At 40.7% G+C, this 18,159-nt stretch carries 15 protein-coding genes; 3 read left to right on the forward strand and 12 right to left on the reverse strand.

Features of this window, described 5'->3' with window-relative positions; genetic code table 11:
• Nucleotides 1–256: 256 nt before the first annotated feature.
• A complete protein-coding gene (gene pflB, locus HT693_RS07550; RefSeq protein WP_138705103.1) occupies nt 257–2,581 on the reverse strand; it encodes a formate C-acetyltransferase in 2,325 nt (774 codons plus the stop codon).
• Nucleotides 2,582–2,819: 238 nt separating this feature from the next.
• On the opposite strand from pflB, the gene dinB reads away from it, so the two are divergent.
• Nucleotides 2,820–3,881, forward strand: coding sequence for a DNA polymerase IV (dinB, locus tag HT693_RS07555; RefSeq protein WP_138705102.1), 1,062 nt, complete (start codon nt 2,820–2,822; stop codon nt 3,879–3,881).
• 34 nt (nt 3,882–3,915) lie between these two features.
• Here the strand turns inward: dinB and HT693_RS07560 are convergent, their stop codons facing one another.
• Both HT693_RS07560 and HT693_RS07565 read right to left on the reverse strand, forming a co-directional pair.
• Nucleotides 3,916–4,761 carry an undecaprenyl-diphosphate phosphatase gene (locus HT693_RS07560; RefSeq protein ID WP_138705101.1) on the reverse strand — a complete coding sequence of 282 codons (846 nt, stop codon included), beginning with the start codon at nt 4,759–4,761 and terminating at the stop codon, nt 3,916–3,918.
• 61 nt (nt 4,762–4,822) lie between these two features.
• Nucleotides 4,823–6,712, reverse strand: a complete 1,890-nt coding sequence (locus HT693_RS07565) for a DUF2207 domain-containing protein (protein WP_138705100.1) — start codon at nt 6,710–6,712, stop codon at nt 4,823–4,825.
• A gap of 137 nt (nt 6,713–6,849) precedes the next feature.
• On the opposite strand from HT693_RS07565, the gene HT693_RS07570 reads away from it, so the two are divergent.
• Together HT693_RS07570 and HT693_RS07575 are read left to right on the forward strand one after the other, a co-directional pair.
• Nucleotides 6,850–8,415: an ABC transporter substrate-binding protein/permease gene (locus tag HT693_RS07570; protein WP_138705099.1), complete on the forward strand. Its 1,566-nt coding sequence runs from the start codon at nt 6,850–6,852 to the stop codon at nt 8,413–8,415.
• Complete coding sequence (locus HT693_RS07575; RefSeq protein WP_000189477.1) at nt 8,415–9,155, forward strand: amino acid ABC transporter ATP-binding protein; 741 nt, start codon at nt 8,415–8,417, stop codon at nt 9,153–9,155. The genes HT693_RS07570 and HT693_RS07575 overlap by 1 nt, the downstream gene beginning before the upstream one ends.
• 108 nt (nt 9,156–9,263) lie before the next feature.
• On the opposite strand, the gene HT693_RS07580 is transcribed toward HT693_RS07575, so the two are convergent.
• From HT693_RS07580 to rpmB, 9 genes are all read right to left on the reverse strand, one after another.
• Nucleotides 9,264–9,479, reverse strand: a complete 216-nt coding sequence (locus HT693_RS07580; protein ID WP_001130036.1) for a hypothetical protein — start codon at nt 9,477–9,479, stop codon at nt 9,264–9,266.
• Nucleotides 9,480–10,308: 829 nt separating this feature from the next.
• A complete protein-coding gene (ilvA, locus tag HT693_RS07585; RefSeq protein ID WP_000952975.1) occupies nt 10,309–11,559 on the reverse strand; it encodes a threonine ammonia-lyase IlvA in 1,251 nt (416 codons plus the stop codon).
• A 50-nt stretch (nt 11,560–11,609) separates the two neighbouring features.
• Nucleotides 11,610–11,966, reverse strand: a complete 357-nt coding sequence (locus HT693_RS07590; protein WP_001027897.1) for a hypothetical protein — start codon at nt 11,964–11,966, stop codon at nt 11,610–11,612.
• A gap of 83 nt (nt 11,967–12,049) precedes the next feature.
• Nucleotides 12,050–13,072, reverse strand: a complete 1,023-nt coding sequence (ilvC, locus tag HT693_RS07595; protein WP_000290683.1) for a ketol-acid reductoisomerase — start codon at nt 13,070–13,072, stop codon at nt 12,050–12,052.
• A gap of 65 nt (nt 13,073–13,137) precedes the next feature.
• Nucleotides 13,138–13,614 (reverse strand): acetolactate synthase small subunit, encoded by a 477-nt coding sequence (gene ilvN, locus HT693_RS07600; RefSeq protein ID WP_001253803.1) that lies wholly within the window; start codon nt 13,612–13,614, stop codon nt 13,138–13,140.
• A complete protein-coding gene (locus HT693_RS07605) occupies nt 13,607–15,307 on the reverse strand; it encodes an acetolactate synthase large subunit (protein ID WP_138705098.1) in 1,701 nt (566 codons plus the stop codon). The genes ilvN and HT693_RS07605 overlap by 8 nt, the downstream gene beginning before the upstream one ends.
• A gap of 101 nt (nt 15,308–15,408) precedes the next feature.
• Complete coding sequence (locus HT693_RS07610; RefSeq protein WP_138705097.1) at nt 15,409–17,076, reverse strand: DAK2 domain-containing protein; 1,668 nt, start codon at nt 17,074–17,076, stop codon at nt 15,409–15,411.
• Between the two features lie 2 nt (nt 17,077–17,078).
• Complete coding sequence (locus HT693_RS07615; protein WP_000216436.1) at nt 17,079–17,444, reverse strand: Asp23/Gls24 family envelope stress response protein; 366 nt, start codon at nt 17,442–17,444, stop codon at nt 17,079–17,081.
• Between the two features lie 154 nt (nt 17,445–17,598).
• Complete coding sequence (gene rpmB / locus HT693_RS07620; RefSeq protein WP_172925091.1) at nt 17,599–17,787, reverse strand: 50S ribosomal protein L28; 189 nt, start codon at nt 17,785–17,787, stop codon at nt 17,599–17,601.
• Between the last annotated feature and the right edge of the window lie 372 nt (nt 17,788–18,159).

Genomic DNA, 18,159 nt, shown 5'->3' on the forward strand with positions numbered 1-18,159 from the left:
TCAGCTTCGCCTTGCCGTATATATGTGACTGACTTTGTCAGTCTTATCCTCAAAACAGTGTTTTGAGCAACCTGTGGCTAGCTTCCTAGTTTGCTATTTGATTTTCATTGAGTATCAAATACCTCCCGCAACTCAATAAGTATCTTTGAATCCTGGTCAGACATTTTAGTGCCTGACTCAAGGAATTGAAGATCCCAAGCACAAAACCCTCAGTCGATTGACCGAGGGTTCCTTATTTCATTATTCAAGAACTTGATTAGCTCAATGCATCCAAGGCGTCATCCATTGAAAGAACTTCGTGGAAGACACGTTGTGTCAATTCAGTTTTTTGTTCTGGAGTGAGGTATTTAGTGTTTACACAGTATCCAGAAATACGTACGATAACGTCTTCACCTGACATGATCTTTTCGTAAACATCGTTCAAGTCCATAACGTTCAAGTTAACGTGTTGTCCACCGTTTTCAAAGTAACCATCAAGGATTGTTACCAAGTTATCAACTTGTTCATCACGAGTCTTACCAAGAGCACGTGGAGAAACCTGAGTAGTCAATGAGATACCATCAGCTGCATAACTAAAGTCAAGGCTAGAAAGTGAGTTCAAGTTTTGCAACCATCCACCTTTAGCTTTGTTAGATGGGTTAGCACCTGGTGAGAAGAATTCAAGTTTAGACAAGTTCACAGAACCATCTTCGTTGAGGTATACACCTTTGTGGACTGGTGAGTTACCAGTTTGTTTAGAGTAAGCAACGTTAGATGTGATAGTCAAAAGTGAAACTGTAGCTTCTGCGTCTTTGTAAAGTTTGTGGCTACGTAGACGAGTTGTGTAAGCTTCGATCAACCATTCTGCCAATTCGTTTGAACGAGGATCATCTTCACCCCAACGTGGGTATTCTCCGATTGTTTCGTAATCGTAGATGTAGCCATTTTCATCACGGATTGGTTTAACTGTAGCGTACTTAATAGCTGACAATGTGTCAACAGTGTTGGCAAATCCACAGATACCGAATCCCATGTTAGCGCGTTGTTTAGTTGGCAAGAAGGCCATTTGAACAGCTTCGTAGTTGTACTTATCAGTCATGTAGTGGATGATATTCAAAGCATCTACGTAAGTGTCAGTCAACCAGTCAAGAGATTTTTCAAAGTTAGCTTTAACTGATTCAAATTCAAGAACTTCGTCACGGATTGGTTCGATGTCAAATACTTTGTAGTCTTTGTGAACATCGTCGTAACCACCGTTAAGTCCAGTAAGAAGGGCTTTCAATACGTTCACACGCGCACCGAAGTACTGGATGTTGTGGCGTTGTTCTTCATTTTCTGGGTCAAGTGGAGACACACAGCATGAGATACAACTCATTTCACCATATCCGTCTTTAGCCATTGTTGTTACACCTTCGTATTGGATAGAAGAGTGTTTGTGGCTCATGTGCATACAGTAGCGACGGAAGTTGTATGGCAATTTGTCAGTCCAAAGAACTGTCAAGTTTGGTTCTGGTGAGTTACCGATGTTGTCAAGAGTGTTCAAGAAACGGTAGTCCATCTTAGTAACACGGTGACGACCGTCGTTACCCATACCAGCCATAGAAGTTGTGATGAAGGTTGGGTCACCTGAGTACAATTGGTCATAAGCTTTTGTACGAGCAAATTTAACTGTACGAAGTTTCATAACGAAATCATCAACGAATTCTTGGATTTCTGATTCCGTAAATGTACCACGAGCAAGGTCACGTTCTGCAAAGATGTCCAATACGATTGGCACACGTCCAAGAGATGTTGCAGCACCGTTGATAACACGGCAGACAGACATGAAGGCGATGTTAACCCATTGGATTGCTTCTTTAACGTTCATCGCTGGTTTGCGAACATCAACTCCGTAAAGGTCACCCAAGCGAACAACTTGTTGCAATGCTTGGTATTGAAGATTGATTTCTTCACGAAGACGGATTGTTTCTTCATCGATTTCTTCGATTGCATTCCAGTCGTTTACTTTTTCTTGCATCAAGTAGTCTGCACCGTAAAGAGCAAGACGTGCGTAAACACCGATGATACGTCCGCGTGAATATGCATCTGGAAGACCAGTTACAGTGTGAGCGTGACGAGCGCGACGGATATTTGAAGTGTAGGCACGGAAGATACCGTCGTTAACTGTTGTTACGTATTTAGTGAAGATTTCGTGAACAGCTGGGTCTGGTTCGTATCCATTTTCTTTCAAAGTAGTTTCAGCCATACGGATACCACCTTTTGGCATGAAGTTCAATTTGAATAGTTCATCATTTTGGATACCGAAGATAACTTCATTTTCTTTATCGATAAATCCAGCAGGGATATCAGCGATAGATGTTGGACGAGTGTCCATTGGGAAACGAGTTTCTTCGTAGTGTGCCTTCGTTTCTTCTACAATTTTTTTGAGGTGAAGTGAACGTTCTGTTGGTCCTGCAAGGAAGCTTTCGTCTCCATCGTAAGGTGTGTAGTTAGCTTGTACAAAGCGTGATACACTTGCTTTTTCTTTCCAATCTACGCCTTTGAAGCCTTCCCAAGCTTTGTCAAAAATATCTTGTGCTTCAACAACTGTTTTAACAACCATGTTAATGTCCTCTTTTTTCTTTCTAGTAACAACTATCTGTTACATTCATGAGTCAAGTATACCATACAGTAACCGATTTCAACAAGTGAAAATTCCCTGTTTTTACACTTTCTTTTCTAAAACAGTCTACATTTTATTTCAAACTGTATTATATTTTTGAAAAAATAAAGTCCTTTTTTCTTTTTTTCAGAAAAAAGGGTATAATAAAAGAAAATAAGCGGTAAAAAGGGGGCTAGACATGTTGATTTTTCCTTTGTTAAATGATTTGTCAAGAAAAATCATCCATATTGACATGGATGCCTTTTTTGCTGCGGTAGAAATCAGGGATAATCCTAAACTCAGAGGAAAACCTGTCATTATCGGCAGTGACCCTCGGCAAACAGGTGGGCGTGGTGTCGTTTCCACTTGTAGCTATGAGGCGCGAGCTTTTGGTGTCCATTCTGCTATGAGTTCTAAGGAAGCCTATGAACGTTGTCCCCAGGCAGTCTTTATCTCAGGAAATTATGAGAAATACAAATCTGTGGGACTCCAGATTCGATCTATCTTTAAGCGTTATACAGATTTAATAGAACCCATGAGCATTGACGAAGCCTATTTGGATGTGACAGAAAATAAACTCGGTATCAAGTCAGCGGTCAAAATCGCTCGCCTCATTCAAAAAGATATCTGGCAAGAACTCCATCTAACTGCTTCCGCAGGCGTTTCTTATAACAAGTTCTTAGCTAAAATGGCTAGCGATTATCAAAAGCCACATGGTTTGACAGTAATTCTACCTGACCAGGCTGAGGATTTTCTCAAACAAATGGACGTGGCCAAGTTTCATGGAGTAGGAAAAAAGACGGTGGAACGCCTTCATCACATGGGTGTTTTTACTGGCGCTGACCTACTTGAAGTTCCTGAAGTGACCCTAATAGACCGCTTTGGTAGACTGGGCTATGACCTGTATCGAAAGGCTCGTGGCATTCACAACTCTCCAGTCAAATCCAATCGCATCCGTAAATCAATCGGGAAGGAGAAAACCTATGGAAAGATTCTACGTGCTGAGGAAGACATCAAAAAAGAGCTGACTCTCCTATCAGAAAGAGTCGCTCTCAATCTCAGTCAGCAAGAAAAAGCTGGAAAAATTGTCATTTTGAAAATCCGCTACGAAGACTTTTCAACCCTTACCAAACGAAAAAGTCTGGCTCAAAAAACACAGGATGCTGGTCAGATAAGCCAAATAGCCCTGCAACTCTATGAAGAGTTAAGCGAGAAAGAAAGAGGTGTCCGCCTGCTGGGGATTACCGTGACTGGATTTTAAAACCTTGAAGAGCCTGGACCCTTCAAGGTTTTTCTTATACAAATAAACGGACAAAACTGTAAAGTAGCAAAACACTACCAAGCACGATGCGGTATTTACCGAAAAGGGTAAAGTCGTGTTTTTTTACATAGCTCGTCAAGAAGCGAATAGCGACCATGCTGACTGCAAAAGCGACTCCCATCGCAACCAAGAGCAAGAACAATTGCCCAAAGCTCAAGAGCTGTCCTGCTTTCAAAAATTTGAAAATCTTTAAGGCACTAGCTCCAAACATAACAGGAATCCCAAGATAGAAGGTAAATTCTGTCACAACAGAACGACTGGTTCCATTTAACAAACCACCGACAATCGTTGCACCTGAACGGCTAGTCCCTGGTAAAAGGGCAAGAACTTGGAAGAGACCGATATAAAAGGCTGTCGTATAAGGAAGCTTGTCCAACTCTGTTACACTTGGCTCGATCGCACGCGCTTTATTGCGCTTTTCCAAATAGATAAAGGCAATCCCATAGATAATCAACATAAGAGCGACTGAAACCATGTTATGGAAGTGGGTGTCAAACCAATCATCAAATTTAAAGACACCAAGTAAAGGCAAGGTCGCAATCAAGACCTTCAACCATAGTCTCCAAGTCTGACGAACTTCCTGTTTGTCCTTAGTCGGTTTAAAGGGATTTAGTTTATTAAAGTAAATCACCATGACTGCTAAAATAGCACCAAGTTGAATCACGACATTAAACATGGACATAAAGGCTTCATTTTGATTTTGGTATTGGATAAATTCCTCTGCTAAAATCAAGTGACCTGTACTGGAAATCGGCAACCATTCTGTAATTCCTTCAACAATCCCGAAGAAGATAGATTTTAAAATTTCAATAAGATACATAGATTACTCCTTTTTTCTATCTTCCATTATAGCATACTTTTTCAGTCTATGGCAGTTCTCTTTAAAAGGCACCGATACTTCCGCCACCTCCGCCTCCAGAGAAGCCACCGCCAGAACTTCCACTTCCAGAAGATACGGAGTAGGTACTTGCTGTATTTGCGACACTAGCATAATGGCTCATTTGCGCGCTTGAATGATAAAACATGCCATGCCAACCATAAGCTACATAAAGATTGATATCTGGATTTTCCACTTGAATCTGATGAACCTTCATCAAATGGCTGACCTTGTCCGCATAGCCAAATAAGGTCGCATAGACCAAGAGGCGATTCCAGACCACAATACTTGCCAACTCTGCCTGATCCAATCGTGCAATCTCCCGCAACATATTTTCAAAACTGGTCCAGAGATAGTATACTTCTGCTCCCGCTTCATTTAGGACACCATCACGATTATCTAGTCGAAGCTTCCAATAATAGAAAACAGCCAACACCAAACCTAGAAAACCAAGTATTGGCAAGAGGAAGTAAAGATAGCCATAAACATCCAAACTGTACAAGAACAAACCAAATCCAATAAATAGGGGCAAGATAGTGGAGAGTCCCATACCCACTTGCAAAGCCTTTTCCCCACCAGTTAAAGGACGATAGTAATCTGGAAGCCCCCAGAAGGTAACTCGATTTCTCACTCCTTCTTGCATCTGGTTCAATACTTCTTCAAAAGAAGATTTGAGTTGACGCCCCTTTGCTTGAATCCGTTTTTCATCAGAGACTTTTGCTCTACGATAAAGACTATCAGATACCTTGTAATCCGCAAACAAATTGGAAAGAGTTTCTTCTTTTTTGCCTGAAAAAGCCAGATTTAGACAGTCTTTCTCAAAGCTTGACAAACCATCTTCTTTTACTAGCCTCAAACCAACTGCATCTCCTTCTGAAATGATAGAGACATTTCCACGGTCTATCACATCTAGCAAGGTAGCTTGAATAAGTTGATCAAAGGTGAATTTGCCAGCCCCCTTGACCAAGGGACTCACTTCCTCCAAGGAGGTCGAGTAGACAGCCTCTGATAAAACCATAGGCTCTAATTCCATTGGTGGTTCATAGAGACGATGATTTTTGGCATATTTGACGGAAGGAGTGGTCTTTCTTCTATAGATAAAATAGAAGCAGACACTCAATAACAAGGAGATAGAAAGTATCGAAGGTAAGACCCAAGTAAGGAGTTGTTTACTTTGCTCTTTTTCTTTAACAATCGAGTCTTCTACCTTATTAAATTCTTCTAAATGATTTCCTTTCAATCCCTGATCCCTAGCGCTAGCAAAATCGGTCCGAGGCCAGTATGCATGCAATTCAACTCCACGCTTAGCTGGAAGATTGTCCAAGCGAATAGTATAATCAAGGCTACTCTTTTCAATCGTTCCCTCTCTAAAAAGTTTGCCTGTATGGAAAAAGAGTTTTTCAGCTCCCTTGTCTCCCCTTACATGAAATTCAAACTTGCCAATAGCCCCTGAACTATCTGTTAAAGGTTGCCAATTTAATTCAGCAATGTCATCATATAGGAAAAGCAAATTTTTTAAGTTCCATGTAAGCTCAACTTCAACTGTGTCGCCTTCCTGGCCTGGATTATAGACTCTCACAGTATAACCATTCGCTTCTTCTGTCACTTCGCTCGTAACGTCTGCTAGTTCAGCACCATTTTTCGCAGCCTGAACCTTTGGATGAGGATCAATGTCAAATCCACTAGGCATCTTGCCAGCACGTCCAAGTCCCACGATTTGGCCCTTAAAGTCCTCCTCAAACTGATAAACTATCTTTTGTCTAAATTCTGCCGTATTGTCTGCATGAATATACAAATCCCCTTGATAAGAGTTTATCTTGAAATCAATGGCGAAAACAGAAAGTGGCAGAAGGCAAAACAAGCCAAACATCAGTAAGAAAAAAGTTTTTTTCATCAACTAAGCCCCCTTTTTATCTTTCTTATCATTATAGCATTTTTTCGTAAGTAAAGGCTTACTTATGTTGAAAAATTACGCATTTTTCGATAAAATAGGAGACAGTTATTTTTTAATAGATTAGAATAGGAGAAATCATGAGAAAAATATACTTATCTATTTTCACAAGTCTCTTGCTGATGCTAGGACTTGTCAATGTTGCTCAAGCCGATGAATATTTACGCATCGGGATGGAAGCAGCATATGCCCCCTTTAACTGGACCCAGGATGATGATAGCAATGGAGCTGTCAAAATCGATGGAACCAACCAGTATGCCAACGGATACGATGTTCAAATCGCCAAGAAAATCGCTAAGGACTTAGGTAAAGAACCTTTGGTTGTTAAAACCAAGTGGGAAGGTCTAGTCCCTGCCCTTACTTCTGGTAAGATTGACATGATTATCGCAGGTATGAGTCCTACTGCCGAGCGTAAACAAGAAATTGCCTTTTCAAGCAGTTACTACACTAGCGAACCTGTCCTACTTGTCAAAAAAGATTCTGCCTATGCAAGTGCTAAATCTTTAGATGACTTTAATGGTGCGAAAATCACTTCTCAACAAGGTGTCTACCTTTATGACTTGATTGCACAAATCCCAGGCGCTAAAAAAGAAACAGCCATGGGAGACTTCGCTCAAATGCGCCAAGCTCTTGAGGCTGGTGTCATCGATGCCTATGTTTCTGAACGCCCTGAAGCACTGACTGCCGAAGCCGCTAACTCTAAGTTTAAGATGATTCAAGTAGAACCAGGTTTCAAAACTGGGGAAGAAGATACAGCTATCGCCATTGGACTTCGTAAAGATGACAATCGTATTAGCCAAATCAATGCCAGCATTGAAACCATTTCAAAAGACGACCAAGTTGCCTTGATGGATCGTATGATCAAGGAACAACCTGCCGAAGCTACAACAACTGAAGAGACTAGCAGTAGTTTCTTTAGCCAAGTCGCTAAAATTCTTTCTGAAAACTGGCAACAACTCTTGCGTGGTGCTGGTATCACTCTTTTAATCTCTATCGTCGGAACCATCACAGGTCTCATTATTGGACTTGCCATTGGTGTCTTCCGTACTGCTCCTCTCTCTGAGAATAAAGCCATTTACAGCTTACAAAAACTAGTTGGCTGGATTCTCAATGTCTACATTGAAATTTTCCGTGGTACCCCAATGATTGTTCAATCGATGGTTATCTACTATGGAACTGCTCAAGCTTTCGGTATCAACCTTGACCGCACACTGGCTGCTATCTTCATCGTTTCGATCAACACTGGTGCCTACATGACTGAAATCGTCCGTGGTGGTATCCTAGCAGTTGACAAGGGACAATTTGAAGCCGCGACTGCACTCGGTATGACTCATAACCAAACCATGCATAAGATTGTGCTACCTCAGGTTATCCGTAACATCCTACCAGCAACTGGTAATGAATTTGTCATCAATATCAAAGATACATCTGTATTGAACGTTATCTCTGTTGTCGAACTTTATTTCTCAGGAAATACCGTGGCAACTCAAACCTATCAATACTTCCAGACATTTACAATCATCGCCGTGATTTACTTTGTCCTCACCTTCACCGTAACACGTATCCTACGCTTCATCGAACGCAGAATGGACATGGATACCTATACTACAGGTGCTAACCAAATACAAACGGAGGATTTTAAATAATGACACAAGCAATCCTTGAAATTAAACACCTCAAAAAATCCTATGGCCAAAACGAAGTGCTAAAAGACATTTCACTCACTGTCCACAAGGGAGAGGTAATCTCTATCATCGGAAGCTCTGGAAGCGGGAAATCGACCTTCCTACGCTCTATTAACCTACTTGAAACACCAACTGATGGACAAATCCTTTATCATGGACAAAACGTCCTCGAAAAAGGCTATGACCTCACGCAATACCGTGAAAAGTTGGGGATGGTGTTCCAATCCTTTAACCTCTTTGAAAATCTCAACGTGCTTGAAAACACAATTGTCGCTCAGACAACTGTCCTTAAACGCGAACGCACAGAAGCTGAAAAGATTGCCAAAGAAAACCTGGAAAAGGTCGGTATGGGGGAACGCTACTGGCAAGCGAAACCAAAACAACTCTCAGGTGGTCAAAAACAACGTGTGGCCATCGCTCGCGCCCTTTCCATGAATCCAGATGCTATTCTCTTTGATGAACCAACATCAGCTCTCGATCCAGAAATGGTTGGAGAAGTCCTCAAAATCATGCAAGATCTAGCTCAGGAAGGCTTGACTATGATTGTCGTAACCCATGAAATGGAATTCGCCCGTGATGTCTCTCACCGTGTTATCTTTATGGATAAGGGTGTGATTGCTGAAGAAGGCAAACCAGAAGATCTCTTCACCAATCCTAAAGAAGACCGTACAAAAGAATTCCTTCAACGCTATCTCAAATAAAAAGAAAAGGCTGCCTCAACCGTGCAGTCTTTTTGCTGTCCTCAAAATGAAAAGGCAGATTCTCTATCTCTACTACTTGAGGGTCAAGAATCCGCCGTTATCCAAAGATTAATCTTCAAATTTTTCATGATTTTTTTCATAGAAATCAATTAGGCCTAGGGCTGTTTCAAATGAAATATTTTTTACTTTTGCACGACCCTGCGCCAGAGCAATGATAGACATTTCACGCGCATTCGTTTCTTTAGAGATACGGTAGCCTGTGATTTTCTTATCACGAACCCAGCCAACAACTGATTCTACTTTTTCAAAGTTTGACTTAGCCATGTTTTTCTCCTATTTTCTTCTTTACAATACTTAATTGTATACGTTTTTACTACTTTTGTCAATAAAAAACATATATTCAATAAAATAAATGACCCAGAATCTTCTTACTTCCTTTTTAAAGCCGATAATATATAGTTTTCCGCTTACTATAACCCATCAGTATGCTCCTAAAAAACAATTGCATTATTAAACTTTAAATTTGTAAAAATATTCACGTATGCTGAATACCAGTTTCTCAATAGGATAGACAGGATTTACTATTTCATTCTATCTATTCCTTTTAAATCAACAAGCCCACTAAAGATAGTCTTTCACTCCTCACTATCTCTAAATCATTCCGTTTTCTTTCTCCTTCTTTGGTTCCTTTCCTGTCCTTATCTATATCTTATCCATTTCACAACCGGTACTACTTACTTTGTACAATCTTGCATCTTCTGATTACATACCCACTTTCCAGCTAGTCATTTAAAATCAGTATCACTAGCTATTGCATGTCTAGCACTATTGTCTATCTCACGAGTTTTTTCGACCAACTCACCTAGCAGTCATCTCACAAACATTGATTATTTTTTTTGATTCCTATTATATTTAGAGAAATCTCAAATTAGGGATATATACAATTGGGGATTTCAAAAAATTTCCTTATATATAGTAAGTAATTCTGCCGCCTTAATATAAACAGAATCGAAAATAATAGGTGTTATAGTGAGTTGTAGTAGAAATAGCACGATAAGCTTCCTAAAACCATAGGAATCGCCCCCTTTCTTCACTATCATTATAACACCTATACATTAGTTGTGCAAATAATATGATATTTTTTTATTAGTCCTCAGACAAGCATATTATAGAGCGTTTCATTCCCATTTAAGTTAATATAAGCTGGATCAAAACCTTCCATTCGACGAATTAAGCCTGCATAATCATGCTTATCTGCCAAAGCGATCCCAATCAATACTGGACCTGTTCCCTTACTAGCTCGCTTGATATACTCAAAACGGGTGATATCATCATTTGGCCCCAAGATATCATTTACAAACTCACGCAAAGCTCCTGGACGCTGTGGGAAATTGACCACAAAGTAATGTTTGATCCCATCATAAATCAAGGCACGCTCTTCCATTTCTGGCATACGGTTGATATCATTATTCCCTCCAGAAATGATACAACAAATGGTTTTCCCCTTGATATATTCAGCTAAAACCTCTAAAGAGGCGATACTAGCTGCTCCAGCAGGTTCTGCAACAATCCCTTGCTTAGAGTAGAGGTCAATCAAAGTTTCAGAAATCAATCCCTCATCGACACCTACCAAAGTTTGAACATGTTGACGCGTTGCTTCATAGGTCAACTGTCCTACCTTTTGCACAGCAATCCCATCCGCAAATTTGTCAATTTCTTTGAGTTTAACAGGTCCACCAGCTTCAAAAGCAGCTTTCATGGAACGCGCTCCATTCGCCTCTACTCCGATAACCTCAATCTCTGGACTTGTTTCCTTGATATAGGTAGAAACCCCAGCAATGAGACCCCCACCACCAACAGGAACCAAGACAGCATCAAAATCAATCGATTCTTTTCGAGCTTCTTCTAAAATCTCATAAGCAACTGTTCCTTGACCTGCTTGAACATGAGCATCATCAAAGGGATCAATAAAAGTACGATTTTCAGAAACTGTAAATTCTTGAGCTGCCTTAGCTGAAGCATCAAAGGTATCTCCAACTAGTTTAATGGTTACGAAGTCCCCGCCAAAAAAGCGAACCTGCCCAATTTTTTGTTGCGGAGTGGTAATGGGCATAAAAATAGTAGCAGGAATTTTCATCTCATTGCAGGTATAGGCTACTCCCTGCGCATGATTTCCCGCAGAAGCGCAGACTACCCCACGCTCACGTTCTTCCTTGCTGAGCTGAGAAATGGCATAATAGGCACCACGAATTTTAAAAGAGCGAACACGCTGGGCATTTTCTTTTTTCAAATAAATCTTAGCACCATACTTCTCCGATAAATAATGGTCGTAATCCAGTGGGGTATTCACAACCACACCATTCAAGACCTTATGAGCCTTGATGATATCTTTTGAACTTAACATATAAAACCTCTTTTTCTATAAAAAACAGTCACTAATGACTGTTTTTTTAGTTATTCATCTCCAAAAACTTCAGCAACACTTTCATGATATTTATGAGCCATACGAATTGAAAACTCTTTAGGAAGTTCATAACGATTTGTAGAAATCCAATCATATAACCATTCTGCCAAACTTTCTTCACTATCATTACGATGGAAGATAAAATAGTTTAAAATTTCTTTATATTCTACATCATTCAAATCCAGCGTGTCTACAAATTGACTACGAGGAACAAAATTAGAATCTAATTTTCTTAGTTGATCTGTCAATTCTCCCAATTGTAAATCCAACTGAAAAAATAATTTTTGCAGTTGCCTATCAGTTTCATCACATCCTGTCTTGATAGAAAACAAATTGGTAATATTCATATGATTTCAACCCCTAAATAAGTATATCTAATATCCCACGAGTAGCTGAAACTAAAGCTTTCTCAAAATCCTTTGCTCTCTAATTAGTTATAGATTTTGAATGCATCATCGTCGTTTTTACCAACGAATGGCATTGCTTTACGCAATTCTGCACCAACTTTTTCAATTTCAAGGTTAGCTGCTTGTTCACGGTAAGCAGTCAATTTTGGACGTCCAGCTTTATAGTCATTTACAAAGTCATTTGCAAATTTACCATTTTGGATGTCTGCCAAGACAGCCTTCATGTTTTCTTTAACTTGTTCAGTGATTACACGTGGACCTGATACATAGTCACCATATTCAGCAGTGTTTGAAATTGATTGACGCATTTTCTTGAATCCACCTTCGTAAATCAAGTCAACGATCAATTTCATTTCGTGAAGAACTTCAAAGTAAGCCAATTCTGGAGCGTATCCTGCTTCTGTCAAGACTTCAAAACCTGCTTCGATAAGGGCAGTCAAACCACCACAAAGTACAGCTTGTTCACCAAACAAATCTTCTTCAGTTTCTTCTTTGTAAGTTGTTTCAAGAAGACCTACACGAGCTGCTCCAACACCTTTACACCAGTCCATAGCAATGTTTTTAGCATTTCCTGTTGCATCTTGGTATACTGCGTAAAGAGCTGGAACACCAAATCCTTCTTCGTAAGTACGACGTACCAAGTGTCCTGGTCCTTTAGGAGCACACATGAAGACATCTACATCCGCAGGAACTTTGATAAACTCAAAGTGGATATTGAAACCATGAGCAAATCCAACTGCGTTTCCAGCTTCCAAGTTTGGAGCGATTTCTGCTTCGTACAATTCTTGTTGGATTTCGTCTGGTGCCAAAATCATGATAACGTCAGCCAATTTAGTAGCTTCTGCTACTGTGTAAGTGTCAAATCCGTCTTCTTTTGCTTTGTCAAAAGATTTACCTGGACGTACACCGATGATGACATCGCGACCTGAATCACGCAAATTTTGAGCATGCGCATGTCCTTGTGAACCATAACCGATAACGGCGATTTTTTTACCGTCAAGTGCTGCTACTTTAACATCTTTTTCGTATTCCATTTGAACTGCCATAGTTTTTCTCTCTTTTCTATTATTTATTGCCTTTTAGGCTGGTTTAACAAATTTAAGTTGGATTTTTAGTCGCGGGTAAATCCAGTTGCACCCGTTCGAGCGATATTGCGAATACCGTATGGTCGAATGACTCGCAATAGAGCTTCACTCTTTTCAGCATTTCCTGTCATCTGAATGGTAATCGAGCTTGGCGCTACGTCTACCACTGTTGCACGGAAAGGTTGAATAATCGCTAGAATCTCAGCTCGCTTCTCAGCTGGCGCTGACATCTTAACCAAAATAACCTCGCGCTCCAAATGAGGCTTGTCTGTAATATCTCGAATGCGAATCACATCAATCTGACGATTGAGTTGCTTGATGATTTGCTCCACTTCATCATGTGAAGCTACATCAATAATAATGGTGATGCGCGATACATTCGGATCTTCTGTTGCTCCAACAGAGATACTTTCGATATTAACCTGACGACGAGACAGGACACCGGTAAAGCGATTGAGGACTCCTGATCGATTTTGTAGTTTTGCTGTTAACATTCTACGCATGGAACTTCACCCCCAACATCTCATGATTACTCTTACCAGCTGGTACCATTGGCAACACCTGTTCCTTACGAGAAATGTCTACCTCAATTAGCATAGGAACATCCTCAGTGATGACTTCAAGGTCTTGAGCCAAGGTCTCAGGATTGTCAAACTTATAGTTTTTAATGCCATAAGCTTGCGCCATCAATTGGAAATCAGGAAGGGTATCAAAGACTGACTCAGATGTTCTACCTTCATAGAAGGATTCCTGCCACTGACGAACCATTCCAAGTGAGTGGTTGTTCAGCATAACCACCTTGATTGGCACCTTGTAAATGTTCAAAATAGCCAATTCCTGGTTAGTCATTTGGAAGCCACCATCCCCAACAAACAAGACTACTTCCTTATCTGGGTTAGCAATTTTAGCCCCGATTGCTGCTGGAATTCCAAATCCCATCGTTCCCAAACCACCTGAAGTCACTAACTGACGTTCATTTTGGTAGGGATAATACTGGGCTGTCCACATTTGGTGTTGACCAACGTCTGTTACCACGATGGCATCTCCATTCGTCAATTCACCAATTCGTTCAATAACAGCTTGCGGCTGAACCACACGCTCTTTCTTATCATAAGAACGAACGCGGTTCTTGTCTTTAGTGACTTTTTCAATCCATTTTTCAGTATTGTTATGAACTGTCGGTTCGGCCAGCAACATTTGCAAGGCCTTCTTAGCATCTCCAACTACAGGAATATCTGCACTGATAATCTTGCCAATCTCAGCTGGGTCAATATCAATGTGGGCAACCTTAGCATTCTTAGCAAAAGTCTTTGGATTTCCTGTCAAACGGTCATCAAAACGAGAGCCAATACTAATCATAAAGTCCGTCTCTGTCATGGCAATATTCGCTGCGAAAGACCCATGCATCCCCCCCATTCCAAGGAAGAGTGGGTGACTCGTTGCAATTGTTCCTTGACCTAAGAGAGTTGTTACGACTGGAATTTGATAGTGTTCTGCAAATTCATTTAATTCTGCCGCCGCCTCAGCATAACTAATTCCACCACCAGCTAACAAGACTGGCTTTTTAGCCTTGGACAATTGCTTCAAGATTTTCTTGATTTGCATATCATTTGGCTCAAGAGTCGGCTGATAGCTTGGTAGGTTCACTTCTGGTGAATAGATGAAGTCTGTTTCTAAAGCAGATACGTCTTTAGGTAGGTCAATTACGACTGGCCCTGGTCGACCTGTAGTTGCGATATGGACAGCTTCCGTAATGATACGCGGAATATCAGCTGTCTCACGAACTTGGTAATTGTACTTAGTGATTGGCATGGTAATTCCTACGATGTCTGCCTCCTGAAAGGCATCCTTCCCAATCCCTGCTCGCCCTACCTGACCTGTAAAGACCAAAAGGGGAACACTATCGCTCATGGCATCCGCAATCCCTGTAATGGCATTTGTTGCTCCTGGTCCACTAGTGACGACGGCAACACCCAACTTTCCAGTTGATTTGGCATAACCTTCAGCTTCATGTAAACAACCTTGCTCATGGCGCCCTAGAATGTGGCGAATGCCTTTAAAATTATATATCGCATCATAAAAAGGCAAGACAGCACCACCAGGATAACCAAAGATGGTATCAATTCCTAAATCACGAAGTGTTTCCAAAACTAGGTCCGACCCCGTCTTAGGAGATTCTAAACTGATTTTCTCCATTGTTCCCCTTTCTTTCCTCTTAAAAATAACTTGTTACTATCATACCATTTTTTCAAGATTTTTCAAGAGAAAAGAACTGATTTCTCAGTCCTTCATTAATCTTATTCTACACTAAATAGGTATGGGTAAACAGGTTGTTGACCTTGGTGAATCTCGACTTCAACGTCTTCGAATTCTTCTGCGATTTCTTGAGCAATTTCATTAGCAAGTTCTTCGCTTCCGTCTTCACCGACATAGAAGGTTACAATTTCACTATCTTCATCCAACATATGTTTCAAGGTTTCTGTCAAGGTTTGGTGCATGTCAGGGTCTGACACGAGGATTTTCCCATCCACCATACCTAGATTATCGTTTTCATGGATTTCTAAACCATCGATGGTTGTATCACGCACAGCTGTTGTGACGCTTCCACTAACGACATCGCTAAGAGCAGCTGTCATACGCTCTTGGTTTTCTTCAATGGACTTGCTTGGATCAAAGGCAAGAAGACTTGTCAAACCTTGAGGAAGAGTGCGAGCTTCTACCACTACTGCTGGTTGCTCCAAAACTTCTGCCGCAGATTGAGCTGCCATGAAGATATTCTTGTTATTTGGCAGGAAGATGATGTTACGGGCATTGACCTGTTCAACAGCCTTGATAAAGTCTTCTGTTGAAGGGTTCATGGTTTGACCGCCTTCGATAACATAATCCACACCTTGAGAACGGAAGATATCTGCTAGACCTTTACCAGCCACCACAGCAATCAAAGCATACTCTTTTTCTTCAGCTGGCTTGCTAACTTGGGCAGTTTCTTTCTCAATCTGTGCTTCGTGTTGGTTACGCATATTGTCAACTTTTACCTTGACCAAGCTACCATATTTTAGACCTTCTTGCATGACAAGTCCTGGATCTTCTGTATGGACATGGACTTTGACGATTTCATCATCATTGACAACGAGGAGAGAATCTCCAAGTTCATTCAAGTAGTTACGGAATTCATCGTAGTCAAAATCTTTGGCATAGGTTGGACCTTGCTTAAGAGCTACCATGATTTCAGTACAGTAACCAAAGTTGATATCCTCAGTCGCCACATGACCAGCCACAGACTTGTGGTGCTCTGCATTGATCATTTCACTCATATTGGCAGGAGTCGCTACAAAGTCCTCAGATGCAATATATTCACCAGTAAGGGCAGAAAGGAAACCTTCGTAGATAAAGACCAATCCTTGACCACCTGAGTCCACAACGCCAACTTCCTTCAATACTGGAAGCATGTCTGGCGTTTTAGTTAGAGCTGTTTTAGCACCTTCCAAGGCTGCGCGCATGACTTCAACAGCATCATCTGTTTGCTCAGCTTTTTTCTTAGCACCGATAGCAGCCCCACGAGAAACTGTCAAAATCGTTCCTTCAACTGGTTTCATCACTGCCTTATAGGCAACTTCAACACCTGATTGGAAGGCAAGGGCCAAGTCTTGACCTGTTAACTCGTCTTTATCCTTGATGGCTTGTGAAAATCCACGGAAAAGCTGAGACATAATAACTCCTGAGTTCCCACGCGCACCCATCAAAAGCCCTTTAGCAAGAATGCTCGCTACCTCTCCAACTGTAGAAGCTGGCTTGTCTGCAACTTCTTTAGCTCCATTTTCGATGGTCATCCCCATGTTTGTTCCAGTATCTCCATCTGGAACAGGGAAGACGTTTAATGAATTGACATATTCAGCTTGCTTATTCAAGCGAGTTGATGCAGCCTGCACCATTTCTTGAAATAAGCTAGTAGTAATTTTTGACACGGTTATTCTCCTACAACTTTGATATTTTGAATGTAAACATTTACAGTCTGAGCAGTAATTCCAAGCTGGTTTTCCAAGCTAAAGGCAACACGCTCTTGAATGTTTTTTGACACTTCACTAATCTTTGTTCCGTAGCTTAACACGGTATACACATCAACTGCAATGCTTCCATCTTCGGCTGCCTTTACGACGACACCTTTGGAATAATTTTCCTTACCTAGAAGGGCTTGGAAATTATCTTTGAGGGCATTTTTACTAGCCATACCGACCACACCAAAAATTTCAGTTGCTGCTCCACCTACGACGGTTGCAATCACTTCATCTGTTAGTTCGATTTGACCATCTTTTGTATTAATTTTTACAGTCATCCTTTTTACCTCAACTAGTTGATACTCTATTTTATCATATTTCAGCCCAAGTGTAAAAGCAGAATACTGTATCAGCGGATATTTACTCTGCTTTTAAAATGATTTTTTCACTATGTCAAAAGAAAAAGACCCTGAGGTCTCCTTGCTTTTATTATTAAACGCATTCAACTTTACCTGATTTCAAAGCGCGAGCTGAAGCCCAAACTTTTTTAGGTTTACCATCGATAAGAACAGTAACTTTTTGAAGGTTTGGTTTTACGGCACGTTTTGTTTGGTTCATCGCGTGTGAACGGTTGTTTCCTGATACAGTCTTACGACCTGTAAAGTAACATACTTTAGCCATTGTGTTTTCCTCCTATTAAATCTAATATAGCGGATGTGCTAGCACTACATACCGTACTATGTTATCACACTTTCTTCATTTTTGCAAGGGAATTGGAAGATTTTTTTATTTATTGTGATTCGAATGTGATATTGAAAGTTCTATAATGAAGTTAGCCACCCAGCCCTCCTAAAAATTAGATGTTTTAACTAGCTTATAGCTAGCCCTCGATTTCATTTGATAAGAGGCTTGATGCTGTTAGGCTGACAAGCCAAGGCTAAGATTAGCTTTGGTTTAGCTGACAAAACTGCTTCAAGGGTTCCTCTTGTCAAATGAAAGCTCTTCTAGGCATAAGAAAACACCTCTGTGTTATACTTGTTGTTCAATCACAAA

It is taken from the genome of Streptococcus sp. 2154 (assembly GCF_013277255.1).
Taxonomy (GTDB): domain Bacteria; phylum Bacillota; class Bacilli; order Lactobacillales; family Streptococcaceae; genus Streptococcus; species Streptococcus pseudopneumoniae.